We start from the raw sequence: 26,741 nt of genomic DNA on the forward strand, positions 1-26,741 counted from the left end.
AAATGCCGGCGGAGGAGCCGGAGGTGAGGAGATCGGTCGGTCAAAACCGACCCGCGCGTGGCGGAAGACAAAATCCGGTGCGCGAAACGACAAGACGACGCCGGGCAACGGCGTGAATTTGGCCATCCGAGCAGTCCGTTAGAGACCGCCGGAACCGACAGGGGAAGACATTGGCAACGTGACTGGCCGCAAGGCCGGATGCTTCGCGCCTTTCCGTCGGCAAAAAGAAGGAAAGGGACATGAGTCATCTGAGCGCGGAGAACGTCTCGGTGTCGTTTGCGGGGCTAAAGGCCCTGTCATCGGTAGACCTCCAAATTACACCTGGCCGCATCAGTGGTCTCATCGGCCCGAATGGCGCTGGCAAGACCACGCTCGTCAACGTGCTGACGGGCTTCCAGGCTCCGACGGAAGGCACCGTCAAGCTCGACGGGGCAGCACTCACGGGTCTCAAGCCGCATCAGGTCCGGCGGCGCGGCATCGCCCGCACCTTCCAGGGTGGGCGGCTCTTCCGCGACCTGCCTGTGCTGGACAACCTGGAGGTAACCGGCGTTGGTCTCGGAATGAGCCGGCGCGCTGCCATCGCCGAAGCCGAAGCGATGCTCGACTGGATAGGCATCGGCGCGCTGGGCTCCCGCATCGCCGGAACGTTGCCTTATACGGATGAGCGCCGTGTCGCCATTGGCCGTGCCCTGATGGGACGGCCCGCATACATCCTGCTCGACGAGCCCGCGGCTGGCATGAGCACGCCGGAGGCGCGGGAGCTTTCGGCCCTGATAAGACACATCGCCGGCGATCTCGGCTGCGGTGTCCTGCTCATCGAGCACAATGTCGGGCTGGTGCTCGGCCTCTGCGAGCATATCGTCGTGCTCGATTCCGGAGCGATCATCGAGGAAGGCCCGCCCGCGGCGATCCGCGACAGCGAGAAGGTGCGCCACGCCTATATGGGCACAGCCGCTAACACCGACCTGCCTGTGCTGGAGGTGATGGAATGAGCCTGCTCGCCCTTTCCGATATCACGATCCGCTATAGCCGTCTCACGGCGGTCCGCGACGTCTCCTTCTCCATGGACGAGGGAGAAATCCTGTTCATCACCGGCCCGAACGGGGCCGGGAAGTCTTCGCTGCTGCGCGCGATCGCCGGTGTGACGCCGGTGGCGGGCGGCCGGATCGACCTTGCGGGCCATGAGATCACCGGCCAGGCGCCGGAGAACATCGCCCGGCTCGGATTCTCGATGGTGCCGGAGGGGCGCGATGTCTTCGGCTCGCTGACGACCGAAGAGAACCTTCTGGTCGGCACTGGCATGCACGCCCGCGAACGCGGCTGGCGCAGCCGCGCGGCCGGCGAACTCGAAGCCGTCTACGCAACCTTCCCGATGCTGAAAGAGAGGCGGCACGGACAGGCCGGATTGCTGTCCGGCGGGCAGCAGCAGATGCTGGTCATCGGACGCGCGCTGATGACCAATCCGCGGCTTGTAGCCATCGACGAGCCTTCGCTGGGCCTCGCCCCCAACATCAACGACCAGGTCTACGAGCGGCTGATCGCGCTGCGCGCTCAGCGTCAGCTCACGCTCCTGATCGTTGAGCAGAGCTCGGCCCGGGCGATGATGGTGGGTGGGCGGATGATCCTGATGCGTGGCGGACAGATCGTGCTCGATGGCGACGCCCGGGAGCTCGGCAACGGCGAGGCGATCCAGGCTGCTTATTTCGGTTACGAGGACCATTGAGATGCTCCAGATCCTGTTCGACGCACTTTCGCTGGGTTCGCTCTACGCGCTCGGGGCGCTCGGCATTGCCCTCATCTTCGGCGTCATGCGGCTCGTGAACTTCGCCCATGGCGACGTCATCGCCTTCTGCGTCTTCGCACTGCTGTGGCCGTCTACGGACGCAATGGCCATCGTCTTCGCTGGCCAATTGCCATGGTACCTGCTGGTGCCCTTCGTGCTCCTCTGCGGGGCCGGGCTGTCGGTGCTGTGCGAAATCATCGTCTTCAGGCGGTTCCGCCAGGCAAATCCGGCAACCATGATGATCGCCTCCTTCGCGCTCGGTTTCGTAATTCGCTACTTCCTGCTCATGCTGTTCTCGAGTCGACCGAAATCGATCTCGCTGCTGCCCGAACTATCCCAACCGGTGGAGATCCTTGGTGCCCGGCTTCCCCTCCTCCAGCTCATAACGATCGTCACCACGATGGTCATCCTGATCGGCCTGACGCTGTTCCTGCGTCAAACCCGCTTCGGCCTGGAGATGCGGGCCGCGGCCGAGAACTTTTCGATGGCCCGCATGCTGGGTGTGCGTGCGAACCGGGTTATCATGGGCGCGTTCGCCCTCTCCGGCGCGTTGGCCGCCGCCATTGCGCTGATCTTTGGCATCCAGACAGGCACGCTGGACATCCAGATGGGCGCCTCGATCATGTTGATGGCCTTCATCGCCACCGTCATTGGCGGCCTCGGCAGCCTTGGGGGGGCAGTGCTCGCCGGCTTCCTGCTAGGTGCCGCGTCGGTGATCATGCAAGTCATGCTGCCCATCGACGCCCGGCCATTCCGCGATGCCTTTGTCTATGGAGCGGTCATCCTCGTTCTCCTCTTCCGCCCGCAAGGGCTTATTGCCGCGCGCGGCACCAAGGAAAGGGTCTGATTTCATGGGTGCCGCCGCCTCCCTTGCCAACTCTACCGTTCCCAGTGCCGCAGTTGCCGAGCGAAAGCCCGCACGCTTCGCGCTTGCCCGCCGTACCGTCCTGACGCCGGTCCTGCTTTCGCTGCTGCTGCTGGCCATCGCGCTGATCACGGTGATGACCGGATCGCGGCCCTTCAACCAGACGGTGATCGACGTGTTCGTCCGTGTCATCCTCGTCGTGGGGCTATACATCTTTATCGGAAATTCGGGGGTTCTCAGCTTCGGGCATATCGGCTTCACCTGCCTTGGCGCCTACGCGGCCGCGTGGCTCACCATCAACCCGATGATGAAGCGCGGTTCGCTGCCAGGACTGCCCGAATGGCTGCTGGAAACCCGTCTGCCTTACTGGCAATCGGCTGTGCTGGCGGCATTATTCGCCGCCCTCGCCGCCCTCGTTTTCGGGCGGGTGCTGATGCGGCTATCGGGCATCGCAGCGTCGATCGCGACCTTCGCGATGCTCGCCATGATCAACACAGTTTATTCCAACTGGGAGAGCGTGACCGGAGCGACTTCTTCTGTCGTCGGCATTCCGATCGTGCGCGTGATCTGGCCATATCTCATCGGCGCCGTGGTCGCAATCTTCATCGCCTGGGCGCACGCGATCTCCCGGTCCGGCCTGGCCCTTCGTGCTGCCCGCGACGAGCCCACCGCCGCCGCGGCTTCCGGTGTCGACATTCCCAAGGAAAGGCTGGTGGCTTTCGTCGTATCAGGCGCGGTCATGGGACTGGGCGGTGCGCTCATGGCTCATTCCATCGGCGTGGTCACACCCGACACCTTCTATCTCGGTCTCACCTTCATCACCCTTTCCATGCTCGTCATCGGCGGCATGGGCAGCCTGTCGGGGGGTGTGGTGGGTGTCGTCCTGCTGTCCGCCCTCATCCAGGCGCTGCGCTGGCTGGAGGCAGGCGTATCGCTCGGCGAGTCCACTTTCGCCCTCCCGAAAGGGGTTCAGGAAATAGCCCTCGGCGTCATCATGATCGTGATCCTCGCGCTTCGCCCATCCGGACTCATGGGCAGGCGCGAGCTCACCTTAACCCTCGGCAGCCGCAACAAGTGACCGGCGGCACAAGCCGACCGGAAAGCAAAAAGGAGACGTGCATGACATACAAAATGAGAATTGTCGCAACCGCTCTGGCCTCGATTTCCATCGCATACCCGGCCCTGGCCGATGACAAGACTATCGTCATCGGGTTCGCCACTGCGGAGTCGGGCTTCATGGAAGCCTATGACAAGCCCGCCCAGGAAGCGGCCATGATCCGCATCGGCGAGATCAACGCGGCCGGCGGTCTGCTTGGAAAGCAGATCGAGGTCGTCAAGGCCGACACCAAGTCCGACCGTGCCGAAGGCGCCAAGGCGGGCCTCTCCGTGCTCGACCAGGGCGCGGATCTCGTGGTCGTCTCCTGCGACTACGACTTCGGATCGCCGGCTGCGCTCGCGGCCGAGGACGCAGGCAATATCTCCTTCTTCCTGTGCGCGGAATCGGTCAAGGCCGGTATCCAGGGCGTCGGCCCGCGCAGCTTCTCGGCGTCGGTGCTGGCGGCCGTGCAGGGAGCGACCATGGCCGAGTGGGCATTCAAGGAAAAGGGTGCAAAGGACTTCTACCGTCTGCTCGATACATGGACGGCCTACAACAAGGGCATCTGCGACGGCTTCGACTGGATGATGCCGAAGCTCGAAACCCAGGGCGCGAAGCTTGTCGGTGAAGACACCTTCAAGAACGAGGACGCCTCCATCGCCGCACAGATCACCCGCATCAAGTCTCTGCCGAAGGAGCCGGATGCCATCATGCTTTGCACGATGATGCCGGGCGCTGTCTCGGCCATCAAGCAGCTTCGCGCCGCGGGCATCAACTCCATGATCCTGAACGGCTCGGGCGTCGACGGTAGCTATTGGCTCTCGGCTGTGCCTGATCTGACGAACTTCTACGTCCCCGTTCAGGGATCGATCTATGGCGACGATCCCAATCCGGCCGTGCTGAAGTTCAATGCCACGTACAAGGAGAAGACAGGCGCCGATCCCTCGAGCCAGTATGTCTTTCCGGGTTACGTCATGGTCGACCTCTGGGCCAAGGCGGTGGAGCGCGCAGGCACGACCAATGCCGACGAAGTCGTCGCGGAACTGGAAAAGATGAAGGATGAGCCGACGCTGTTCGGGCCTCGTACCTTCACGCCGGAACTGCATCACCAGAACCAGACGCGTTACCTGATCGTCGAGACCAAGGCCGGCAAACCGGGTGTTGTAGGCAACTGGACGATTTCCGAGCCGGTACCGATGGAAGCCTTGCTCAAGTAATGGAAGATGGGCCGGATAACTTCGGCCCTTCATATGCGAAAGGCCCTGCTCCCGTTGGGATGACCGGGGCCTTTCGTCTTTTGAGGACGTTGCCTTTGGGCAAAAAATGAGGGCGGCCCGCTTGGACCGCCCCCGCTTGGACCGCCCTTGTCGCCCGATGAATTCAGATTTTCGCTACCCTCGCGCTTTGCGGTAGGAATCCTTGCGCGCGATGAGCTCCCCCGAGAAAGCGAAGATATCGCAGCCGTCGACTTCGATTTGCCGCCCCGCTGCCGTGGTGCCGACGAAGCGCCAGGATGACAGTCCGGTGTCGCCCGTCACGACGTGCCGTCCCCTGGTCCACACGGCTTGCGGGAAGGCATCGAAGAGTGCTGCATAGGCGACACGCACGGCGTCACGCCCCATATGCTTGCGCCCTTCGGCATCGGGACCAGCCGAGCCGTGGAAAGCACAATTCTCAGCCATGCAGTCCATCAGCGCGCCCACGTCGCGGCCGTTCCAGGCCGCGAGGAACCGGTCGAGCACGGCGAGCCGCCTGGCTGAGAGGTCGCCAGCCTCCACGACCTCGACCTCCAGGAAGGCGAGCGGCGCATCGCCGGCATTGATGACGTTATGAGCCACACCCGTCCGCCGCGAATAGGGCACCCCTTGGGCGAGCGCGGCTTGCGATTGCGCGCCATCTGGGCCTTCGAGACCGAGCTTGCCGTCCGTAAGCGGCACGATGACGTAGTCATGACCATGGATGTGCCAGCCGGTCTCGGCCCCGGTGGCAAAGCGCCATTCGGTGACCCGAAAGCGTTCGTCGTCGATATGGACGACCGGTTCGGCTTTCATGCGGGTCATTCAAGTCCTTCCTTGGCGACCGCACCGGTCAGGCGCTCAAGCGTCCGGCCCATGCGCGTCATGATTTCCTTCACATCGTCTTCTGTCGAGATCATCGGCGGACAGAGCGCGAGCTGGTCGCCGATGGCGCGGAAGATGAGGCCTTCCTCTTGGCCAATCCCTCCCGCGATAGTCCCTGCGCGCCCAACCTTGGCGAAGGGGCGTTTCGTCGCCTTGTCTGCCACCAGCTCAACGGCGCCGATCAGACCGGTGCCCCGCGCTTCGCCGACAAGCGGGTGATCGGTGAATGAGCGGATGCCGGCCTGGAACGACGTCTCAAGGCGGGCCGCGTTTCCGATCAAGTCCCGCTCCTCGAAGATGGCGAGGTTTTCGAGACCCACTGCCGTGGCGACCGGATGACCCGACGCCGTGAAGCCGTGGCCGAAATTGCCGATCGTTGCGGTGTTGTCGGCGATCGCCTGATAGATCACCTCCGAGAACACCACCGCGGCCAGCGGCATGTAGGAGGAGGTGATCTGCTTGGAAAGCGTCATGATATCAGGCGTGAAGCTGAATTTCTGGCAGCCAAAGGGCGTGCCGAGCCGCCCGAAACCACAGATCACCTCATCTGCTATTAGAATGATATCATTTGCCCGGCAGATTTTCTCCACGCCTTCCCAGTACCCGACCGGCGGTGGCAGAACGCCGCCAGCTGCCATAAGCGGCTCTCCTATGAAGGCTGCGATGGTGTCAGCCCCTTCTTCCGCGATCACCGCTTCCAGCTCGGCGAGCAGACGCGCCGTGAACGCCGCTTCGTCTTCGCTTTCCATGCCGAAACGATAGAAGTGCGGACAGGTCAGGTGGCGAACGGGAATCGCCGGCAGATCGAAGTCGCGATGGTTGATCGGCAGGCCCGTCAGGCTGCCGGAGGCGACGGTGATGCCGTGATAGCCCTTGGTCCGTGCCAGAAATTTCTTCTTTTTGGGCCGGCCCAGCGCGTTGTTCATGAACCACATCATCTTGACGATGGTGTCGTTGGCTTCCGAGCCCGACGACGTGAAGAAGACACGCGTCAGGTTTGCCGGCGTCATCTCCACGAGTTTCTCCGCGAGCCGGATGGATGGCTCATGCGCCTTGGAGGAGAAGGTGTGGTAGTAAGGCAGCTTCAGCATTTGCTGATAGGCAGCGTCGGCCAACCGCTTTTCCGAAAAGCCGACGGCCACCGACCAGAGCCCGGCGAGCCCTTCGATATATTCCTTGCCGCGCTCGTCATACACACGGATGCCGTCGCCGCGGCTAATGATCAGCGGCCCGGTTTTTTCGTGCTGACGCAGGTTGGTGTAGGGGTGCATGGTGGTAGCGATGTCGGCGACGACGAGAGAGTTGGAAAGCGCTTCCATGGAAGTCCTCAGCGGCTTGTGGAAATGGTTCGGGTTGTGAGTTCGAGATATTCCTCGATCCCATGCGTGGAGCCTTCATGATTCGGAAAAATGAATCATGGGAGGCCTTTGGAATGGGTGTCGATGACCCGCCGCATCAACGCGGCGACGTCGCGCGCATTCGGCGGATCGGAGTGGATGCAGACGGTGTCGAAGTCGACCGGGCGGACCGTGCCGTCTGTCGTGACGAGTTCGCGTCGGGTAAGCGCCCCCACCATGCGGTGCTCGGCAAGCGTCAGGTCGATGGCCGACTGTACGCGGGGGATGATCAGGCTGCCGCCGGGAGCGTAGGTAAGATCGGGAAAGAACTCGCCCACGAAAGCAACGCCGAGTTCAGCTGCTGCCGTCTCGTGACAGGTTCCCGCCATGCCGAAGAGCGGGACGCCGAACGGCTTGACCGCCGCGGCAATTGCCCGGGCAGTGTCCATGTCGTGCGCGGCCATGCCGTAAATGATGCCGTGCGGCTTGACATGACTGAGCTGCCCGCCCTCGGCGGCCAGCATCCCTGTCAGAGCACCGATTTGGTAGAGGAAGGCGGCTGTCAGTTCCTCCGGCTGAAGTTTCATTTCGCGCCGACCGAACCCCTCACGATCGGGAAGGGAAGGATGCGCGCCAACCTGCTTTCCATGCGAAAGCGCGAGCCGCACGGTCTTCAGCATCGTCCATGGATCGGAGGCGTGGAAGCCGCAGGCGATGTTGGCGCAATCGATATGAGGCATGATGCCGGCATCGTCGCCGAAGCGCCAGTTGCCGTAACTTTCCCCCATGTCGCAGTTCAGGGTGACCATGGTTTGCCTGCCTCAGCCCAGAGTGTTTGCTGCCCAGCCGGGGGCGATGTGCGGGAATTCCGGCGGTGGTTCGCGCTCGTGCAGCAGTCGAAGCACGCGCGGCGGCGTCAGTGGCAGCTGCCGCACCGGCTTGCCGATGGCGCGTGCCACCGCGCAGCCGATCGCCGCGCCCACGGCCAGGATTGGCACCTCGCCCGCGCCCTTGGTGCCGAGCGGCCCCATCGACGGTGCGCCCTCGTAGAGGTCGGCGGCGACCGGAACCACGTCCTGCGCCAGCGGCAGGCGATAGGTCTCGAAATCGTCCTGCGCGATGCGTCCGTCGGCGGTGAGCGTCACCTCCTCATGCAACGCATAGCCCAGCCCCTGCACCACGCCGCCCTGTATCTGGCCCAAGATGGCGCGCGGGTTGAGCACGCGGCCGACATCTTGAACCACGCGATAGGCCAGCACCTCGACATGACCGGTGTCCGGATCAACCGCCACCTCGGCCTCGTGAACGACGAAGACGGGGATGTCGAGCGCATCGATGAAGTGCCCCATGGCGCAGCCGGACATTGCCGGAGTGTTCTTGGCCGCGAACGCGCCGCTGCCGGATATCGGACCTGTGATGGCCTGGGCATGGGCGACGACGGCGGGTATCGACATACCGGAACCGGGACGTCCCGTGATCTCGACACGGCCGTCCCGCAGCACCAAGTCCTCCGGCCGGGTCTGCAACATCTCACCGGCGGTCTGCAGCAGCTTCTCCCGCACCTCTGCACAGGCGGCGATGCTCGCAGCACCAATGGACACTGTGGTGCGCCCACCGCCAACGCCGACATCGAGGCCGGCTGCGTCGGTATCGGCTTCGCGCACGATCACTTGGTCGGGAGCAAGGCCGAGCTGCCCAGCCACGATCTGCGGCAGGGATTGCACCATCGTGCCCGATCCGATCTCCACACCAGACGTGACCAGCGTTGCGCTGCCGTCGGCGTTCAAGTTCACCGTCGCCGCCGAAGGCCCGACGAAAACGAACCATGTGCCGACCGTAGTCGCAATTCCATAGAGCCTGCCGTCGGCTTTCGCTTCTGAAGTTCCGGTACTGGCACGCAACGCCTCCATACGATCGAGCATCGGACCCAGCACGTCGGCCTCGAAAACCTGGCCCGTGGCACCGAGATCGCCATCTCCCAGAACATTTTTCTTCCGGAACTCCATCGGGTCGAAGCCTAGCGCATCGCAGATTTCGTCGGTATGTCGCTCCAACGCGAAGGTGTTGTAGACGCCGTTGCAAGCTCGGAAAGCGCCGTTGGGTGGGGTGTTGGTGTATACGGCGCGGCTGACGAGCCGCGTTGCGCCGACCTTGTAATTGCCGCCCAGCGTGTGCGCCGTCATCGTCGTCAGGAAGACCTGCTCGCCGCCATACGCACCGCAGTCCATCAGCACGACCGCCTCGCGCCCGGCGATGTATCCTTCGGCGGTGACAGCGGACCGAATGCGGATTTCCGCATTCTCGCGGCAGAGGCAGGTTGCCATCTCTTCCTGCCGGGTGTTTTCCAGCACCACGGTGCGCCCGGTCATCCGCGCCAGAAGTGCCGTGATCGGCTCGATTGAAGCATCGAATTTCAGGCCGAACCCGCCACCGACAGGGGGCACGGTGACCCGCACACGCCCGGGTGGAAGCTGCATGACCCTTCCGGTGACGTTGCGCACTGTCCAAGGCACCTGCGTCGAGGTCTGGATGTGAGCACGGCCGTCCTCCCAGGAGCCGATGGCAACGCGCGGTTCGAAGGGCACATGGCTCTGCCGGCCGACCGTGAAACTGCTCTCGACAATGCGTATATCGGGACGGGCGAAGGCAGCGTCGACGTCGCCGCGACTGGATTTTGCCTCCCATGCGATGTTGCCGGCACGTGCACCGCCTTGCGTGATCACATCATAGCCGCGCCAGCCCTCGTGGACGAGACGGGCTGCGGGCTGGAGCGCTTCGGCCATGGCGAAGACCGGTGCCTGCGGCTCAACCTCGAGCATGATGGCGGCAAGTGCCGCCCGCGCCTGCTTCTCCGTCTCGGCAGCGATGACGGCGATTGGCTCGCCGTGATAGCGGATCGTGTCGATGGCCAAGAGCGGATGGTCGGCAATGCCGATGCCGTAGAGCCCCGGCGCATCGGCGCCGGTCGCCACCGCGCGCACGCCAGGACAGCGAAGTGCCGCCGAAACGTCAAGCTTGCGGATATGCCCCGCGGGAACAGTCGACCGCAGCAGCACGGCATGCAACATGTCGAGACGAATCCGGTCGTTGGTGTATTTCGTCCGCCCGCGCAACTTGTCCTGCGCATCGCGGCGGGGAAGATTCATCACCGTGGCGGACAGCTCAGACATTGATGCCTCCCACCGACTGGCCGGCCTTCCGCGCTTGGTCGAGGCAGTCGGCCACGGCGTCGACGATCCGCTCATATCCCGTGCAGCGGCAGATGTTGCCGACCATCGCGGCCTTGATTTCGGGACGGCTCGCATGCGGATTGTCACGCACGAACGCCGAAAGGCTCATGACCATTCCCGGAAAACACATGCCGCATTGCACGGCATCGGCCGCCTCGAAATTGGCCTGGAGCGGGTGCGGCGCCTGGTTTCCGGAACTCAATCCCTCGATGGTCGTCACCGCGCATCCCTGGACGAGTCCAACCGGCTTCAAGCAGGACGGCATCGCTTCGTCGTCGACATGCACCGTGCACGCGCCGCAGAAGCCTTCGCGGCAGACGGCTTTGGTCCCGGTCAGGAATCGTTCCTGCCGCAAGATGTCGACAAGCGGCGTCATCGGATCGCCATGAAAGCGGCAGTCCTCGCCATTCAGCCGGAATGTCACAGTCATGCCAGGCCCTCGGTCTTGAGAAGTGCGGCAACACCGCGCTTGACCAGCGGCGGAAGAACCTGGCGCCGGTACCAACCCTCCGCTTCCTTGCCGTCGCGGCCCTGAAAATCATTGTGCTCCAGTGCAAGCCCGGCGGCGCGTTCCGGATCGAGCGCGCAGGCCGGGCCTGCCTCCATGGCCTGTTCGAGCGCCGTCCAGCGCCGCGCTACCGGCTCCACCGAGCCGACGGCAATGCGACATCGTTTGTCTTTGTCCACCGCGAGGGAGACGATGGCGACCGGGTAGTCGCCGGCTTTCCGAAGCGGCAGGCGGATATGAGCACTTGCGATCAGGTCGCGGCGCAGATGAATTCTCGTCACAATCGCTTTTGTCAGCAGCGTATGCCTGCCTTTGAGGAAATCCGAAATACCAAGGAGTTTTGGGCCTTCGAACGTCTCCAGTTCCACCGTCGCCTCACAGACGAGAAGCACAGGGGCGAGATCGGCGGCAGCAAAGTCGAGGGCACAAAGGTTGCCGCCCACGGTGGCGACCCTTCGGATGCCGGGATTGGCCGCACCCTCCGCCGCGGCAACCAGACCTTCGAAGCCCGCTGCCCCGTGCAACGCGCGGCCAAGTACTGCGTGGGTAACAGCTGCGCCGATCACGATATGGTCCGGTTCGATTTCGACCTTGGACAAGGCCGGTATTCGGTGGAGTGCGACCACCGCCTCGGGAAGGTCGACCCCGCGCCGTGGATCACGCATCATCCAGGTGCCGCCGGCAAGCACCGCCGCACCTTGCCGGCGGGCGGCCAATGCCTCTTCAATAGTACTGGCTGCGGTGAACAATCGTTCCACGCTTGGTGCCATCTGTCATACCCCTCGGAAGCAGCCGTCTTTCGCGGCGCTGCGGCATTGTTGCTCCAGCTTCAGGCTCCTGTGAAATAGTAATTCTTTGAATTTGGTATCGAAAAAACAGATAACTCTGGCATCCTGCGAGCGCCCCCAAGGTTTGCGGCGCGCTCTTTAGCGCTCAGGCCCAGTGGGCGACCGTCCGTTTCTCAAAGCTCTCACGGAACTGGGCGGTGGTTTTGGGAAGGAGTTCGCCAGTCTCCCAGTCGAGGATCACGGCATAGTGCCGAACCGCATCGAGCGTATCGATCTCGCCGGAGCGGTATTTGCGCGCGACCACCTCAGGATCCATACGTGCCCGGTCCTTCCGTTTCGCCCGGATGTCGGCACGGTAGGCTTCGGTTGCCGTCTCGTCGATTTCGTACTGGCACAGGTCGCGGTCGATTTCGCGGATCACCACGCCGTAGTCAGTCTTGGCGCGCTCCAGAGAAACGTAGTCGTCGATCACGTCCTCCATCACCTTGCGGGGCTCGCGCTCCAGCGGATCGCCGAAACCACCGCCGCCGGCCGTCGGACGAGCGAACTGGTCGCCTGTGTAGACGGAGTAATCGGAGAACACGGAGCCGAGCCAGGTCTCGGTCTCTTCTCCGGCGCGCTTCATGGTCAAGCCGTGGGGCATCGATGGCAGGCCTCCTTCGACACCCCAGACGACAGCGCGCTCGCGGTCGCAAATATAGGACATGACGGCATTTTCGGCCTCAAGCAACAACGAGGTCTTCTGCACGCCGACGCCGCCCCGCCATTTGCCGGGACCGGCTGAATCCTGCTTGATCTGGAACTCGATCGTCCGAGTCGGATTCACCCGCTCGTTGCCTTCGTTCGGTTGCGACATCAGCCCCGTTCCGAAGCAGGCAGTGGTGACATCGGCACCATCCTTGCCGTTGCGCCCGCCCCAGCCGCCGGGCAGCCATTCGTAGAACATGAAGATCGGCTTTTCGGGTTTACGCGCGTCCCGTCCCCCGGCCAGCAGATATTCGAGGTTGAAGGCGCAGGCGATAGCGCGTTCGGGCATGATCTTCGACCACATCTCGAAGATCGCGTTCATGATCTTTTCGAACGGCATCAGGAACCCGGTCACCGCCACCGGCCATTCCGCGCTGACGACGCTGTTCTTCGGCGCGGTCACCTCGATCATCCGGTAAAACCCGCTGTTGAGTGGAAGGTCCGGGAAGAAGGTCTTCATACCGGCGACCACGGCCGAGAAGGTCGCGCCCGGCGCGGAATTGTACATCGAGGCAATGGTCGAATGGCTTCCCGTAAAATCGTAGTGGATCGTGTCGCCCTTGATCGTCATTTTAATGCGGATCGGGATCATGCCTTCGCCGGCACCGAGATCCCGATCGATGTAGTCGACCGTCTCCCAAGTGCCGTCGGGCAGCTCCGAGAGACGCTTTCGCACGGCACGTTCGACGTAGTCCTGAACCTCCTCCATGCCGCGCATGACCTGGTCGCGCCCGTACTTCTTGACCAGCCGCAACAGTTCACGCTCGGCCGCCTGCGTCGCCTGCGCCTGGGAATGGATGTCGCCAATGATCGATGCCGGATCGCGCGTATTGGCCGCGATCATGTTGGCGACATCGGAGCAGAAGCGGCCACGCTGGAAAAGGCGCACCGGCGTGATCCGCAGGCCTTCGCGGAACATGTCGCGGGCGGTGACGTCGAAGGAACCCGGCACGGAGCCCCCGAGATCCGACCAGTGGCCGTTCGACTGGGAGAAGCCGATCAGTTTGTCTTCGTCGAAGATCGGCCGGACGAGCCGAACGTCGCTGAAATGCGTACCGCCGGCATAAGGATCGTTGATTGCGTAGACGTCGCCGGGTGCCATATCGCCTTCGAAGACCCGGATCACCTCCTTGCACGTGTTGTGCAGTGTGCCGACATGGACCGCGATGTCGTAGTTGCCCTGGGCGACGGAGTTGCCATCGGCGTCGTGCAGGGCGTTCGAAAAGTCTCGGTTGTAGATGACGAAGGAATAGCAGGTGCGAAGCATCTGTTCGGCCATCTGGTCGACGGTGGTGATGAAGGAGTTCTTCAGCACCTCGAACGTTACCGGATCGAGGCCAGGGCTCGTTTCAATCAGCTTTGTCATGTCTCAGCCTTTCGTCACGATGAGAATGTTCAGGAAGCCATCGACGGTCGCGCTCATTCCCGGCGGAACCACGGTGGTGGAATCGAACTGTTCGACAATGGCAGGCCCGGTAAAGGCAGCGCCGGCGCTGAGTTGGTCACGCTCATACACGGCCGCGTCATGAGATACGCCGTCGAACCAGACGCCGCGGCGGCCGAGAGGCTCGGGCACATGCTGCGAGACTTCGTGGCGCGGTATCTCGGCTTTCGGGACGATGCCGATCGCCTTGACCGCGATGCGGAAGATCGACACCGGCGCCTCTTCGCGGCGGTAGTTGAACTCGCGTTCGTGCTCGTTGTGGAACGCCTCGATCAGTGAGCAGATGCTCTCGATCCGCGCCGGCGCCGACACCGCAAGCGAGCGCCACTGGCCCTGGTACATCATCTCGACCGTACGCTGCAGCGCCATGTCTTCCTGCGCCACGCCCTCATGGGCCAGACGCTCAACGGCCTGTTCCTCCATTAGAACAAACGCTATCTGCATCTCGGCAGGCGAGACAGTCGAAGCATCGGCCATGAAGCTTTCGGAGAAATCGTGCTGCACGTCGACGAGAAGGCAACCGAGCGCGGAGGTGACGCCGGGATTGGGCGGCACAATCACGGTTGGAATCGAAAGCTCCTTCGCCACGGCCGCTCCGTGCAAAGCGCCTGCACCGCCGAACGCGACGAGTGCAAAGTCTCGTGGGTCATAGCCTCGGCTGATGGAGAGAAGCCGGACGGCATTGCCCATATTGGCGTTGGCGACGGCGATGATCGCCTCGGCCGCTTGGTGAAGTTCCATGCCGAAGGGTGCCGCCACCGTCTCCTGCACCGCCCGGGCGGCCAAGGCAGGGTCGAGCGTGATCTTGCCGCCGGCAAGGCTGGTGCCGAGACGGCCGAGCACGACATTGGCATCGGTGTTGGTGGCAGTGCGGTTGCCATTCTTGTAGCAGGCCGGACCTGGAATGGCACCGGCGGACTGCGGTCCGTTGCGCAAGCTGCCGCCTTCGTCCTGCCATGCCAACGACCCGCCGCCCGCACCGATGGTCAGCACCTCGATGGAGGGGAAGCGGATCGGATATCCGAATTCGATGTACCAGTCTTTTGTGATGCGCGACTCCCCGTTCCATGCGAGCGAGACGTCGGTGCTGGTGCCGCCCATGTCGAAGCCGATCGAGTTTGGGAAGCCACAGAGATTTCCGATGAAGCGGCTTGCGATCGCGCCGGCAGCGATGCCCGATCCTGCGAGCCGGGCTGAGAAATCCCTGACGCTTGCGGGTGTCATGACTCCGCCACCGCTGTGCAGGAGCAGGAGATCTCGCTTGTATCCGGCCGCGGCAAGCTTTTCTCCCAGACGCGACACGTAGTCGACGACGACCGGGGCGCAGACGGCGTTCGCCATGGTGGTGGAAAAACGCTCGTGCTCGAAGATTTCCGGCATGACCTCCGAGGAGATCGAGACCGGCAGATCCGGCATTGCCTCCTTCAGGATCTCACGCATGCGGCGCTCATTGGCGCCGTTGACATAGGAGTTCATGAAACAGACGGCGATGGACTTGACCTGCCGTTTCACGAGAATTTCCGCGACGCGGCGCGCAGCCTCCTCGTTCAGCGCTTCCAGGATCGTGCCCTCGGCACTGACCCGTTCCCGGACTGTCAGCCGGTCGCGGCGCGGGATATAGGGCTTGGCGACATCCTTGTAGGTGTCCCAGAGGTCTTCCTTGTTGGCGCGACGTATCTCGACAACGTCACGGAAACCCTCGGTGCAGATCATTGCGGTGCGTGGCAGGCGGCGGGTGATCAACGCATTGGTGGCGACCGTCGTACCGTGAGAGAACATCGTCACCTGGGAAAGATCGATGCGGCCCTGCTCCACGCCGTTCATGATGGCCTGCATGGGATCGTCAGGCGTGGAGGCGGTCTTTTCTATGCGGATCGCGCCGCTATCTTCGTCCATGATGCAGATGTCGGTGAAGGTCCCTCCGACATCGACGGCAACTCTTATTCGGCTCATGACAGTTCCTTCGCAGGGGCTTTGCGGGCAAGGCCCGGCTTTCGCCGCCGCTTGCCGGGGTGACGTCGTAATACATGGTGGAATTGGCCCGGATTTCGTCGGGTCTAGTGCCGGTCTCTTGAGGTCGAAGTGCGGCCTGCCCGGTTCGCTGCTTCGCGACGGGTATCGGTCGGTGCGCAACCGAACCGCGTCCGGTAGTGCTTGCAGAACTGAGACTGGTCGGCAAAGCCCCAGCGGTAAGCGATCTCGGCAACGCTGCTGATGTTGGTCACCGACATCAGCTCCTCGGAGCAAAGTTCAAGCCGGGCGTCGCGGATGAAGCCGTTGATCGACTGGTTGCTGTCCTGAAAAAGAACCTGCAGGTAACGCAGGGAGATGCCGCAGGCATCAGCCACCGCCTGCGGGCCGAGGCCAGAATTCTTCAGGTTGTCGCGAATATACTGCTCGGCGCGATGCAAATGGCCGGCCCGGATCGACGAGATGCTGCTGTCCAGCACGCGATCGTCGCTCACGATCGACAGGCACAGCATTTCCAGGATGTGCCTGCCCATCATCTCACGAGCGACTTCAGTGATCTCATCGACATGGCCGATCGTGGTTCGCACCGTATCGAGAAAGAGCGCGGCGATGCCTTGGGTCGCGTCGAAACTGAGCGCACTGAGCCGTTCGGCGGATCCGATCCGTGCCCGAACGCTCGATGACGGCACCTTCAGGACCCACAGCGCGTTTGGCTTGCCGTGCCAGAATTCGTAAGGCGCATCTCCCCTCTCAAGGAGGAAGCCCCCCGGACCGCAATTGACGGTCCTCGACCCTTGCGAGAAATTCACCTCCGACATCTCCGGGATGGTGATGAGCAGGCTGGCGTCACGCTCGTTGAGGAAGTGGCGGCGATGGCGGCGATAGCTTACAGCATCGCAGCGCATTTTAGACACGCTGACGAGCCCGAGGGAGAAGGTTTCCAGCGTGCCTGAAAATTCACGACGGTTCCGATACTCGGTGTCGAGCGGAAAATAGGCTTCGGTAACAGCGGCTTGCCAGGCATCACCGCCTGCGGGACCGCCGATCGTATCGACGACGTATTTCATTCCCCGACCTTTCTGTTTGGCCCGGTTGTTCCGGTGTTTTTCTGAAGATTACAGGAATCCACCGGCGCGTATTGGTCAAAAACGAATAAATTTATGTGGTCGTTTGGCAGCTGCCAATGGCGTGGTCCTCGGGAGCCCACCATAGATCAAGGAATTCAATGGGATGTATGGTGGTTCGCCAACCTGAATTGGCTAACCGAGGCAAATAAATTAAGCTAAATTATTGAAAAATAACGATAATGGTGGGCCCGGAGGGCGTATCAACATCGTTGATTTTGTTGGCTTTTCGTGGGCCAAAATCAGAAATCTTCCCGTATCGTTCCGCATGCTCCCGTGACGCCAAACAGTCGACTGTAGCTAACCTCGTTTGCGAACGTTCGGAGACACGCTCCAGACCGGCGGCAATTGGGCCGGTGGCGGGGCAGCCACAGGGTGGACATTTCAGCCCACATGGAAAATGATCATGTTGCCATGCACAACACTGCAGTGCTCTGATCTCGACGAAAAGCCTGAGCGTAGAAGCGGATCAATTGACCTCCGGGTCCAGCGAGCGAGGACGCAAATGGACACCCCAGAGAATGGGCAATTGCATGGCGACGCGGGCGGGCGACCCTGTCGATCGGCCGGCTGGCTTGCCCGCGCCGCCGTGTCGGCGGCATTCCTGCTCGGCATGGCATCCAGCAGCACCGCGTTTGCGCAGGACCAGCAGCTACCCGAGGTGACGGCGGCCAAGCCGGTGGTCCGTGAAATCGTCGAAGACGACGAGTTCGTCGGGCGCTTCGAAGCCGTCGACCAGGTCGCCATCCGCTCGCGCGTCAGCGGCTATCTGGACAAGGTCAGCTTCCAGGACGGCGCACTGGTCAACAAGGGCGACCTGCTCTTCACCATCGACCGGCGTCCGTACCAGGCGGCTTATGATGCCGCCAAGTCGCAAGTGGACGTCGCCAAGAGTCTGCTCGAATTCTCCAAGATGCAGCTGGATCGCGCCGACGAACTCGCTAAGACCGGCAATATCTCAACCGCGACGGTCGACGACCGCCGGCGGGAATACCTTTCGGCGCAGGCGCAGATGCAGGGCGCGACGGCTGCGCTGACGACGGCCAGCCTGAACATGGAATTCACCGAGATCAAGGCGCCCTTGTCCGGCCGCATCGACCGCCGGCTGGTGTCAGTCGGCAACCTTGTGCAGCCGGATTCCACCTTGCTGACGACCATCGTTACGCGCGACCCGATCGACTTCTATTTCGACGTTGATGAGCGCCTGTATTTCAGCTACGCCCGCGACGCGAAGGAGCGCGGCGGCAGCATGCAGGAAGGCGCCGGCGGGCTCGAGGTGGTGGTTCGCGTCGCCGACCGCGCGGAGGCGGTATTCAAAGGCAAGCTCGATTTTGCCGAGAACCGGATCGACAACGCGACCGGCACCATGCGGGTGCGTGCAAGGTTTCCCAACCCCGACGGCATTCTCCAGCCAGGCATGTTCGGGCGCATCAACGTGCCGGGGTCGCTGCCGCATAGCGGCGTGCTGGTGCCCGACGAGGCGATCGGCGCCGATCAGGATCGCCGCATCGTGTTCCTGGTGGATGAGGCCGGGATGGTGTCGGCGAAGCCCGTGCGCACCGGCCCGCTTCTCGACGGCTACCGGGTGATCCGCGGGGGCCTGACCGGCGACGAGACGATCATCGTCAACGGGCTGATGCACGCCAGGCCCGGCACCAAGGTGAAGGTCGAGATGGTGACGTTGCCGCCCAAGGCCGAGACCGCCGAGTTGCAGCCATGAGGTTCGCACATTTCTTCGTCGACCGTCCGATCTTCGCATCGGTCGTTTCGATCGTCCTGCTGATCCTCGGCGGGATTGCTTATACCCAGCTGCCGGTCGCGCAATATCCCGAGATCGCGCCGCCGACCATCGTCGTTCGCGCGCAGTATCCGGGCGCCGACGCCGAGACGGTCGCAGCGACGGTGGCAACGCCGATCGAGCAGGAGATCAACGGCGTCGAGGGCATGCTCTACATGTCGTCCTATTCGTCGGGCGACGGAGCGATGGCGCTGACCATCACCTTCAAGCTGGGCACCGATCTCGACCAGGCGCAGGTGCTGGTGCAGAACCGCGTTTCGGTCGCCGAGCCGCGCCTGCCCGAAGAAGTCCGCCGCCTCGGCATCACCACCACCAAGAGCTCGCCCGACCTGATGATGGTCGTGCACATGCTGTCGCCCGACAATACCTACGACCAGCTCTACGTCTCGAACTACGCCCGCTCGCGGGTGCGCGACATACTGCTCAGGTTAGACGGCGTCGGCGACCTCATCATCTTCGGCGAGCGCGAATATTCGCTGCGCATCTGGCTCGATCCGGAAAAACTGTCCGCCCTGGGGATGACCTCGGGCGATGTGGTGCAGGCGCTGCGCGACCAGAACGTCCAGGTGTCGGGCGGCTCGATCGGCGCGCCGCCGACCAACACCGGCACGGCGTTCCAGTACACGGTCACCACGCAAGGCCGCTTCAACGACGCACGCGACTTCCGATACGTGATCGTCAAATCGACCGACGACGGCCGTCTGATCTCGCTGCAGGACGTGGCGCGCATCGAGCTCGGCGCCAAGGATTATGTCACCAACTCCTATCTCAACGGCAAACCGGCGGTGGCGCTCGCCATCTTCCAGCGGCCGGGCACCAATGCGCTCGCCGCAGCCGCGGAGATCCAGGACAAGATGAAGGAGCTTTCAGGCGACTTCCCGAAGGGATTGAGCTACGACATCGTCTACAATCCGACCGAGTTCGTCGCCGAGTCGATCGAGGAGGTCTACAAGACGATCCTCGAGGCGATGGTGCTGGTCATCATCGTCATCATCGTCTTCCTGCAATCGTGGCGCATGGCGATCGTGCCGATCGTGGCGATCCCCGTGTCGCTGATCGGCACGCTGGCAGTGCTTTACGCCGCCGGCTTCTCGCTCAACATGCTGACGCTGTTCGGCCTCGTTCTGGCGATCGGCATCGTCGTCGACGATGCGATCGTCGTGGTCGAAAACGTCGAGCGCAATATCGCCAGAGGGCTGGCGCCCAATCCGGCATCGCACCTGACCATGGACGAAGTCGGAACGGCGGTCATCGCGATCTCGCTGGTGCTGATAGCCGTGTTCGTACCGACAGCCTTCATCCCCGGCATTTCCGGGCAGTTCTACCTGCAGTTTGCGATCACCATCGCGGTGTCGACGGCGATCTCGGCATTCAATTCGCTGACGCTTTCGCCGGCGCTGGCCGCACTGCTGTTCAAGCCGCACCACGCCGCGGCGGCGCCGCCGCGCTTTTTCCTGGCGCGGTTCGGACGGGCGCTCGCCGACGGCTTCAATCGCGGCTTCGACAGGGTCGCCCATCGGTATTCGAGCATCATCCGCGTGCTAGTCGGCTCGTGGATAGCGATCACCGCCATGCTGACCGTTTTCGCGGCCCTCATCTACGCCACGGTCTACATGGTGCAGACGGTGCCGCGCGGTTTCATTCCGTCGCTCGACCAGGGCTATGCGATCGTCGTCGTCCAGTTGCCGGACGGCGCCTCGCTGTCGAGGACCGATGCGGTCATCCAGCAGGCGTCGCAGATCATCCAGAAAACGCCAGGCGTCGACTACGCAGTCGCCTTCGCCGGCTTCTCCGGCGCGACCTTCACCAACGCCAGCAACGCGGGCGTGATCTTCGCCAGGTTCAAGCCGTTTGACGAGCGACTGAAAGCCGGCCAGTCGGCGACCCAGGTCATCGGCAATCTGTTCGGCAGCCTGCAAGGCATCAAGGAAGCCTTCATTATCGCACTGCCGCCGCCGCCGATCCGCGGCGTCGGCAATGCCGGCGGCTTCAAGCTGCAGATCCAGGAGCGCAACAGCGCCGACATGCGGCAGATCCTGGCGCTTGCCTACGAAATCGCCGGCAACGCCAACAAGACGCCGGGGCTGACGGGCGTGTTCACCACGTTCTCCGCGTCGAGCCCGCAATTCTTCCTGGCGATCGATCGCGACAAGGCGCGCATCCTGAACGTGCCGATCCCCAACATCTTCGAGACGCTGTCGATCAATTTGGGCACCGCCTACGTCAACGACTTCAACGCTTTCGGGCGCGTCTACCAGGTGCGGGCGCAGGCCGACCAGGCGTTCCGCCTCGATCGCGCCGACATCTTGAAACTGAAGGTGCGCTCGGCGACCGGCGCGCTGGTTCCGCTCGGCACGTTGATCGAGATCCGCGACGTCACCGGCCCGGCGCTAGTCCAGCGCTACAACATGTACGTCTCGGTGCCGCTGCAAGGCAACGCCGCGGCCGGCGTTTCCACGGGCGACGCGCTGGCATTGATGGAAGGGATCACGACAAAGACGCTGCCGGCCGGTACCTCCTATGAATGGACCGAGCTCGCCTATCAGGAGCGCAACACCGGCAATGCCGCTGTCTATATCTTCGGACTGTCGGTGCTGTTCGTGTTCCTGGCGCTGGCGGCGCAATATGAAAGCTGGGTGCTGCCGTTCGCCATTGTGCTGGTGGTGCCGCTCGGCGTGCTCGCGGCGTTGCTCGGCGTGTCGTTCCGAGGGCTGGACAACAACATCCTCGTGCAGATCGGCCTCATCGTGCTGATCGGGCTTGCCGCCAAGAACGCGATCCTGATCGTCGAATTCGCGCGGCAGGCGCAGGAACGCGGCCTGTCGGCCGCCGAGGCTGCCGTCGAAGCCTGCCGGCTCAGGCTGCGGCCGATCCTGATGACCGCCTTCTCGTTCATCCTCGGCGTCGTGCCGCTGATGATCGCAACGGGCCCGGGCGCAGAAATGCGCCAGTCGCTCGGCACCGCGGTGTTCTCCGGCATGCTCGGCGTCACCTTCGTCGGCCTGTTCCTGACGCCGGTGTTCTACGTCACGCTCAGGTCGCTGTTTTCACGGCGCAAGCCCTGTGCCGAGGCCGAGCCTTCGGAGCCGGCAGAGGCGCCATCGGAGACGGCCGCCGAGTAGGGTTACGAATTCGCCGCGTCGGGCGCGGCTTATCACTCCAGAAAATCGGCGCGACGCGCTGCACACGCCCCCAACAAACGATCAGATTGGGGTCAGTTGTCTGCCTCAACATCTTCGTTACTGGCGGACGTGAGACCAATAAGTGCTTGGTCAGAAATAGGGGGGGTCGAGTCCACGTCGTGGCCCCCTTCAGAAAATAGTATAAAAATCAGCCACTTACGCGGTCGTTTTGGTGGTGGAGGCAGTCTGCAGCGAACCCGTCTCTGGCTGATATTCCCTGATAACGGCCGAAAATCAGGGAAATTTGGCAAAAAGGCAATGAGCCGGCTGATTCCAGTCGAGAATTGCACATAATTTCAATTGCTTAGACATCAAATTCCCTTGCAAAACGATCAGGGAATTTGTCTTGAAAAGCAGGGAAAACTGTCTCCGTTGCAGTGAATGTAAAAGTCGCTTCTTAAACGAAATTCGTCACCCACGCACGAAGCACGGACGAAACGCACGCTCCGTAGATAGGTGGCTTTCGGGCGATTTTTCTAGACGGGCATAATGGAAAGGTCGGACGCATATGGACGAGTCAGGCGCGCTGTCTGGAGCACCAGATCAAGCTGTTCTTTAGAGATCAGGACACCGTCCGCTGCCTTTGGCTCGATTGCTTCTGCTTAGGAAACTGCCGCCCTAGCTGGTCGCTTCGGGCGGTGCTTCATTTCGCCAGCCGGCTAGCTCCGGTAGGTCATCAAGCCAGCTTTTCTCTGTCATCGAGGCATCCTCGGCCTGCGATGCAGCCTCAGTGGTGTTTTGAATGAGCCAGTCCACCCACTTCCGATAGGCAGCCGGGTCCAGTTGAGGCGGCAGCACCTTGGCCTTGGCTAGCATGCGTTTGCGGAAACTGACTTGCCTCCGAAGTTTGGTCGTCGTGAACTTGATCGCCTTGCCTTCGTATTCAACCGTCCAGCGCCCATCCCCATGGCTGGCGAGCCTATCAATGGCGAAACCGGCATCGACCGGCCTGTCCCGCCAGGGAAGCTCGATGGCATTCTTCCTCAGGTCGATAGCCCATCGCCGGTAGTTGGCCCCGACACGCTGGGGCGGCAGCACACCAGCCTGTTCGAGTATCTTCCTTCGAAAGGTAGGCTGATTCTTGATCTGGCCCGTCGTTAGTTCGATGCGATGCCCACGGACTTCGACGTGCCACCGGATCCTCCCGTTACCGAAGTACTTTACCAGCCTGTCGATGACGAACTCGTCATCCGTAAGCGTCGCGCATCCCTGGTTGATGCTTTCGAGAATGTATTGGCTATCGGTGGGCATGACGCGGCCTCGTGCAGGACCTCTCATAAGCTTAGAGATGCAAAAAATTAAGGGAGAATTTCCCCATCATATCATTATTTTTGTTGTGAATTTGTTGGCTACGGGTTCTAGGAAGCCCTTCGAATTTTCTGCCTCGCACACGCTTTTGCTGCTCTGGCCGTCGCAGAAGTCGTTTCTAAACTGATGGGGTTTTAGCTCGCGGTCCGTAATATGCGTCATGTGCCGGTCGCGGCGTATGAAAGAACGTGGCGAGTCTTTCCTCGTTGTCGGTGATGATTGCTCCGCCATGGCTGGCAGCTCTGCAAACGCGGGGGCAGCCGCACTGGCTGTCGGCTGCCAGGGGTCCATCCATCCTGACACTAATGCGCAACCCGTCGTGTTACGGTCTAGTGGTTTTACGTCACTGGCCTGATCGCTATCAAGGAAATGGGAGAGTTTGCCACGTCTAGGATCAATCGCCGCGTCTTGCTCTTCCACTCCGGCAGCGCAGTGGTCGCCTCGACGGTTGCGGCAACGGCGCCCGGTGCAGAGCCGCCGGGCCGACACCAAGAGCCCTCCAATAATCTGCGAGCGCTGGTTGAGGCGCACAAGACAGCTTATGCTGCGTTCGGTAAGGCCCTGCATGACATAGGCGGTGGTAGCAGCGGCTCCCACAGAGCCAGCCGGGAGGAGGAGAGGGCGCTGCTCGCCATCTGCGGCTACGCTGCGGTTAGGGAAAGGGATCGCCTGGCCAAGGCCCGATATCTTTTAGAGGTTGAGGCGCGCGGTGAACTCGACCTCGCAGAGCATATGCAAGCCGTTCTCCGATCGATGATGCGGAACGAATGAGGCGACCGGCGCGCAGAAGGTAAGCTGCTGATGTCTGATATGCGCGTCATGTCGGTCATAGCGGACTGTTATGCAGGTTCCTAAAAGCAGACGTCACAATTCGTTGGAATAGTCCCGGAGTGACAATGCTGGCGTTAGGGGCGGTGTAATTCTCGACGTGGTCCCGGGCGATGGCTTTGCCGACCTAAGCAGCAGTGCGATGTTAGCGCCGCGTCAGTTGTCCATGTGAAGGTTGGAGCTAGATGTTACGCCGATGTGTCATCGCTTGGTTACGTCACGACACCAGGTGTGCAAAGTCCATCATTGAGCAGTGAAAAACGTCAGGAGGACTTTGCCTTTTTCCCCAAGTAGGCAAACAAAGCGGTCGGGGGTGCCGGTCTTGCCGTTTCGAGCAATGTAGGCCTCACCGAGAACGACAGTTTTGACCTGCACATCTTCCACCCGAGTATCGGCCTTGCTCACGGCAACGCTTTCCATATCAACGACCAGATCGCTAATGTCCTTTGACTTCTCCTGCAAAGCCAACAGACCGGTGGATTTGCAGGCGGCAACAGCTGGGTCGGAGGACTGTGCAGAGCAGATCCCTGTAGTGAGTGCGAAAAATAGGGATGCTGCCACCAGTTTTTGATTCAACATGTCGGTCCTTAAATGAAAGCCCGCGTCTCCGCGGGCTGGAAGGTGAAAGCAGCTTGTAACCTAAGCCTTATCGACGACCTTTTTCACCGCATCCTTTACTTCGCCCTTGAGGACCTGGGCTTTGCCTTTGGTTTCCCGGACCTTGCCCTTCATCTGCTCCTCATGATTGTCTGCGGCTTTCCCAACAACCTGACGTGCCTTACCGGCGACCTCATTAGCTTTGCCTTTGATCTTGTCGGATGTGCTTGCCATGCAGGGACCCCTTTTTGTTGCTGCGGCGAGTAGTGCGCCTGAATGAAAGCTGGAGATCGGCAATTGGTTCCGTTTCCCAAAAGCATGAGCCGTTAGCGAACAGCCCAGTGTGACATCATCTGCAACGACCCCAATTGGGAGGTCTAAGTCCCGCATATGGTAGCCCAACGGATGCGAAATCTGTGTTGGCGGGGAAGGTAGCAGGCGGCTTGGATCCCTGTGAGACGCTGACCAACTTTCACTGCCGCTAATATGGCGCTGGCCTAGCTAAGAAGCGGTCAACCTCGTCCTCATATGCCACACGGCCTCAACAAGCCTTGTCTGGCGACGTCCCGCTACAAGGGCGCAATCAATTTCGTTGTTCGTGAGCAAATTTCATTGTGAGTACCTGTTTTGTGAAGCGCTTCACCGCTTTCGCGCAATTGCTTGGATATAAACTCGGCGCAAATCCAGCACCAAGATCACAGGGAAGGCTCTTCGCCCCCGAACCTAGGAGCTAACGGGTCCATGTTTAAAAGCCTCAGTCGTATTAGGGCCGCGCTTCGGCGTGCTCGCGCCAACAAAAAGACGATACGCGCATTGAACAGCCTGCCGCCTGAGGTTCAGAAGGACATCGGTTGGCCATTGCCCGCGCCGACCGACGAGATTCGCTTACCATTCTGAGTTACGTTTCTCGCATGCCGGCTTCGCCTTTCGAGCGATGAAAGGAGGGCAACCCTTACTGTACCCAATAGCGGCGTCGATGTGCATCGTTCAAACGGTGCATGTGTCTTCTTCGCCACCGACGCAGGGTCAGCGGAGTAGCCCATCGCTATCGAACTCTTCCCAGCCCCGCAGTTTCTGACGCGAAATCTCGTCCCGCATGTTGTCAGTTGGAGATGGGTCACTGCGGCTGGTCTTTCGCGCCTTGGTCAAGGCCGCCTTCCCGGCGGCCCTTCGCCTGTTCTCCGCAGCAGTCTTGGCGTCTTCTTCGCGCCAGACTGCAACCAGGTCACGATCAAGCACGTCCTCGATGTGACGTGGGTCGAACACGTGAAAGGTTATCTTCCTTGCGCGCCCTCGAAGTTTCACCGTCCGTGTGCCGGCGGTTTGCAAGCGACCATCCTTAAGCCACCGATGCCGTTCGGTCGCTGAGATCGTCAGGATGTCCTCAACCTCACGGGGAATGACGGGCAGGCCTTCGATGTCCTCGAGCGTCTTGGACACTTTTGCCGAAGACGACTGAATATCATCATCATCGGCGCCCTCCGCCACGCGCAAGACGAGTGCTCCAGCCTCGACTTTGAGCCACTTTCTCGCTGCCAATGGAAGACGGGTACGAACTTCGAGAAGAATTCCTTTGGCCCTCACCGACGATCCAAGCGTGGAGGCGGCGGGTAGCGTCCACTCTTTGATCAGTGTCTCAGCCAAACCCATTTTCTGACGCCCGGTCATGGCGTTAAATAGGTCTTTCATCTACTGGACTTCAACAAGCGGTTAATTGAAGGCGCAGCCGAAGGGCATAGCGTCAAGAGGCTCGCCCTTAGAAACTAGTGCAATAAGCGTAAGTGTGTGAGCGCCGCATCCCTATTTCAGTCACCCGCACACAAGCTGGTTCGCCAGACCACAGGGTGATCAGGCGGCCAGTCGCGTTGGCGGCAGCTCTCAACGCCGAAGGCGCGACAATGCCTTGAGACGCTGTTACCGCACTGTCGTGTATTTCTTCGACGACGTAGCTTGGCATTATTAAACTCCGATCATTGGGGCAAATGCTGCTCTGCTGCCTATCTGCGAGAGAGCCC

20 protein-coding genes are annotated in these 26,741 nt (G+C 61.8%); 7 read left to right on the forward strand and 13 right to left on the reverse strand.

Features of this window, described 5'->3' with window-relative positions; translation table 11 throughout:
* The first annotated feature begins 239 nt into the window (after positions 1-239).
* From MESS4_RS25455 to MESS4_RS25475, 5 genes are read left to right on the forward strand one after another with little or no spacing between them, the layout of a single operon-like run.
* Positions 240-992 carry an ABC transporter ATP-binding protein gene (locus MESS4_RS25455; protein WP_006337215.1) on the forward strand — a complete coding sequence of 251 codons (753 nt, stop codon included), beginning with the start codon at positions 240-242 and terminating at the stop codon, positions 990-992.
* Positions 989-1,723 carry an ABC transporter ATP-binding protein gene (locus MESS4_RS25460; RefSeq protein ID WP_006337217.1) on the forward strand — a complete coding sequence of 245 codons (735 nt, stop codon included), beginning with the start codon at positions 989-991 and terminating at the stop codon, positions 1,721-1,723. The genes MESS4_RS25455 and MESS4_RS25460 overlap by 4 nt, the downstream gene beginning before the upstream one ends.
* Position 1,724: 1 nt before the next feature.
* Positions 1,725-2,630 (forward strand): branched-chain amino acid ABC transporter permease, encoded by a 906-nt coding sequence (locus MESS4_RS25465; protein ID WP_006337219.1) that lies wholly within the window; start codon positions 1,725-1,727, stop codon positions 2,628-2,630.
* A 4-nt stretch (positions 2,631-2,634) separates the two neighbouring features.
* Positions 2,635-3,726, forward strand: a complete 1,092-nt coding sequence (locus MESS4_RS25470; protein WP_006337220.1) for a branched-chain amino acid ABC transporter permease — start codon at positions 2,635-2,637, stop codon at positions 3,724-3,726.
* Positions 3,727-3,767: 41 nt separating this feature from the next.
* Positions 3,768-4,961: an ABC transporter substrate-binding protein gene (locus MESS4_RS25475; RefSeq protein ID WP_006337221.1), complete on the forward strand. Its 1,194-nt coding sequence runs from the start codon at positions 3,768-3,770 to the stop codon at positions 4,959-4,961.
* Between the two features lie 174 nt (positions 4,962-5,135).
* On the opposite strand, the gene MESS4_RS35060 is transcribed toward MESS4_RS25475, so the two are convergent.
* From MESS4_RS35060 to MESS4_RS25520, 9 genes are all read right to left on the reverse strand, one after another.
* Complete coding sequence (locus tag MESS4_RS35060; RefSeq protein ID WP_006337222.1) at positions 5,136-5,804, reverse strand: nuclear transport factor 2 family protein; 669 nt, start codon at positions 5,802-5,804, stop codon at positions 5,136-5,138.
* Complete coding sequence (locus tag MESS4_RS25485; protein WP_006337224.1) at positions 5,801-7,183, reverse strand: aspartate aminotransferase family protein; 1,383 nt, start codon at positions 7,181-7,183, stop codon at positions 5,801-5,803. The genes MESS4_RS35060 and MESS4_RS25485 overlap by 4 nt, the downstream gene beginning before the upstream one ends.
* A 95-nt stretch (positions 7,184-7,278) precedes the next feature.
* Positions 7,279-8,010, reverse strand: coding sequence for a LamB/YcsF family protein (locus MESS4_RS25490; RefSeq protein ID WP_006337234.1), 732 nt, complete (start codon positions 8,008-8,010; stop codon positions 7,279-7,281).
* 12 nt (positions 8,011-8,022) lie between these two features.
* Positions 8,023-10,371: a xanthine dehydrogenase family protein molybdopterin-binding subunit gene (locus MESS4_RS25495; RefSeq protein WP_006337235.1), complete on the reverse strand. Its 2,349-nt coding sequence runs from the start codon at positions 10,369-10,371 to the stop codon at positions 8,023-8,025.
* Positions 10,364-10,861 (reverse strand): (2Fe-2S)-binding protein, encoded by a 498-nt coding sequence (locus tag MESS4_RS25500; protein ID WP_006337236.1) that lies wholly within the window; start codon positions 10,859-10,861, stop codon positions 10,364-10,366. Before MESS4_RS25500 ends, MESS4_RS25495 begins: the two co-directional genes overlap by 8 nt.
* The gene (locus MESS4_RS25505; RefSeq protein ID WP_006337237.1) at positions 10,858-11,709 is read right to left on the reverse strand and encodes an FAD binding domain-containing protein; all 852 of its coding nucleotides are present in this window, start codon (positions 11,707-11,709) and stop codon (positions 10,858-10,860) included. Before MESS4_RS25505 ends, MESS4_RS25500 begins: the two co-directional genes overlap by 4 nt.
* Before the next feature lie 163 nt (positions 11,710-11,872).
* Positions 11,873-13,840 (reverse strand): hydantoinase B/oxoprolinase family protein, encoded by a 1,968-nt coding sequence (locus MESS4_RS25510; protein ID WP_006337238.1) that lies wholly within the window; start codon positions 13,838-13,840, stop codon positions 11,873-11,875.
* Positions 13,841-13,843: 3 nt separating this feature from the next.
* A complete protein-coding gene (locus tag MESS4_RS25515; protein ID WP_006337239.1) occupies positions 13,844-15,871 on the reverse strand; it encodes a hydantoinase/oxoprolinase family protein in 2,028 nt (675 codons plus the stop codon).
* Between the two features lie 104 nt (positions 15,872-15,975).
* A complete protein-coding gene (locus MESS4_RS25520) occupies positions 15,976-16,956 on the reverse strand; it encodes a helix-turn-helix domain-containing protein (protein ID WP_006337240.1) in 981 nt (326 codons plus the stop codon).
* A 670-nt stretch (positions 16,957-17,626) separates the two neighbouring features.
* On the opposite strand from MESS4_RS25520, the gene MESS4_RS25525 reads away from it, so the two are divergent.
* Together MESS4_RS25525 and MESS4_RS25530 are read left to right on the forward strand one after the other, a co-directional pair.
* Positions 17,627-18,733 carry an efflux RND transporter periplasmic adaptor subunit gene (locus MESS4_RS25525; RefSeq protein ID WP_051070926.1) on the forward strand — a complete coding sequence of 369 codons (1,107 nt, stop codon included), beginning with the start codon at positions 17,627-17,629 and terminating at the stop codon, positions 18,731-18,733.
* Positions 18,730-21,933: a multidrug efflux RND transporter permease subunit gene (locus tag MESS4_RS25530; RefSeq protein WP_006337242.1), complete on the forward strand. Its 3,204-nt coding sequence runs from the start codon at positions 18,730-18,732 to the stop codon at positions 21,931-21,933. Before MESS4_RS25525 ends, MESS4_RS25530 begins: the two co-directional genes overlap by 4 nt.
* A gap of 678 nt (positions 21,934-22,611) precedes the next feature.
* Here MESS4_RS25530 and MESS4_RS25535 read toward each other — a convergent pair.
* The 4 genes from MESS4_RS25535 to MESS4_RS25555 all read right to left on the reverse strand — a co-directional run bounded on the left by MESS4_RS25535 (position 22,612) and on the right by MESS4_RS25555 (position 26,415).
* Entirely contained in the window at positions 22,612-23,244 is a 633-nt protein-coding gene (locus tag MESS4_RS25535) for a hypothetical protein (RefSeq protein ID WP_006337245.1), read from the reverse strand.
* Positions 23,245-24,372: 1,128 nt separating this feature from the next.
* The gene (locus tag MESS4_RS25545) at positions 24,373-24,705 is read right to left on the reverse strand and encodes a hypothetical protein (protein ID WP_244441214.1); all 333 of its coding nucleotides are present in this window, start codon (positions 24,703-24,705) and stop codon (positions 24,373-24,375) included.
* A gap of 63 nt (positions 24,706-24,768) precedes the next feature.
* Positions 24,769-24,960: a CsbD family protein gene (locus MESS4_RS25550; protein WP_036242091.1), complete on the reverse strand. Its 192-nt coding sequence runs from the start codon at positions 24,958-24,960 to the stop codon at positions 24,769-24,771.
* A 792-nt stretch (positions 24,961-25,752) separates the two neighbouring features.
* A complete protein-coding gene (locus MESS4_RS25555; protein ID WP_244441215.1) occupies positions 25,753-26,415 on the reverse strand; it encodes a hypothetical protein in 663 nt (220 codons plus the stop codon).
* Positions 26,416-26,741 lie beyond the last annotated feature (326 nt).

This window comes from Mesorhizobium sp. STM 4661 (assembly GCF_000359125.1).
Taxonomy (GTDB): domain Bacteria; phylum Pseudomonadota; class Alphaproteobacteria; order Rhizobiales; family Rhizobiaceae; genus Mesorhizobium.

Bases quoted from the DNA above. Each gene is read 5' to 3' on its own strand.
- MESS4_RS25455 (WP_006337215.1), top strand. From the start codon at position 240: ATGAGTCATCTGAGCGCGGAGAACGTCTCGGTGTCGTTTGCGGGGCTA.
- MESS4_RS25460 (WP_006337217.1), top strand. From the start codon at position 989: ATGAGCCTGCTCGCCCTTTCCGATATCACGATCCGCTATAGCCGTCTC.
- MESS4_RS25465 (WP_006337219.1), top strand. From the start codon at position 1,725: ATGCTCCAGATCCTGTTCGACGCACTTTCGCTGGGTTCGCTCTACGCG.
- MESS4_RS25470 (WP_006337220.1), top strand. From the start codon at position 2,635: ATGGGTGCCGCCGCCTCCCTTGCCAACTCTACCGTTCCCAGTGCCGCA.
- MESS4_RS25475 (WP_006337221.1), top strand. From the start codon at position 3,768: ATGACATACAAAATGAGAATTGTCGCAACCGCTCTGGCCTCGATTTCC.
- MESS4_RS35060 (WP_006337222.1), bottom strand. From the start codon at position 5,804: ATGACCCGCATGAAAGCCGAACCGGTCGTCCATATCGACGACGAACGC.
- MESS4_RS25485 (WP_006337224.1), bottom strand. From the start codon at position 7,183: ATGGAAGCGCTTTCCAACTCTCTCGTCGTCGCCGACATCGCTACCACC.
- MESS4_RS25490 (WP_006337234.1), bottom strand. From the start codon at position 8,010: ATGGTCACCCTGAACTGCGACATGGGGGAAAGTTACGGCAACTGGCGC.
- MESS4_RS25495 (WP_006337235.1), bottom strand. From the start codon at position 10,371: ATGTCTGAGCTGTCCGCCACGGTGATGAATCTTCCCCGCCGCGATGCG.
- MESS4_RS25500 (WP_006337236.1), bottom strand. From the start codon at position 10,861: ATGACTGTGACATTCCGGCTGAATGGCGAGGACTGCCGCTTTCATGGC.
- MESS4_RS25505 (WP_006337237.1), bottom strand. From the start codon at position 11,709: ATGGCACCAAGCGTGGAACGATTGTTCACCGCAGCCAGTACTATTGAA.
- MESS4_RS25510 (WP_006337238.1), bottom strand. From the start codon at position 13,840: ATGACAAAGCTGATTGAAACGAGCCCTGGCCTCGATCCGGTAACGTTC.
- MESS4_RS25515 (WP_006337239.1), bottom strand. From the start codon at position 15,871: ATGAGCCGAATAAGAGTTGCCGTCGATGTCGGAGGGACCTTCACCGAC.
- MESS4_RS25520 (WP_006337240.1), bottom strand. From the start codon at position 16,956: ATGAAATACGTCGTCGATACGATCGGCGGTCCCGCAGGCGGTGATGCC.
- MESS4_RS25525 (WP_051070926.1), top strand. From the start codon at position 17,627: ATGGCATCCAGCAGCACCGCGTTTGCGCAGGACCAGCAGCTACCCGAG.
- MESS4_RS25530 (WP_006337242.1), top strand. From the start codon at position 18,730: ATGAGGTTCGCACATTTCTTCGTCGACCGTCCGATCTTCGCATCGGTC.
- MESS4_RS25535 (WP_006337245.1), bottom strand. From the start codon at position 23,244: ATGCCCACCGATAGCCAATACATTCTCGAAAGCATCAACCAGGGATGC.
- MESS4_RS25550 (WP_036242091.1), bottom strand. From the start codon at position 24,960: ATGGCAAGCACATCCGACAAGATCAAAGGCAAAGCTAATGAGGTCGCC.
- MESS4_RS25555 (WP_244441215.1), bottom strand. From the start codon at position 26,415: ATGAAAGACCTATTTAACGCCATGACCGGGCGTCAGAAAATGGGTTTG.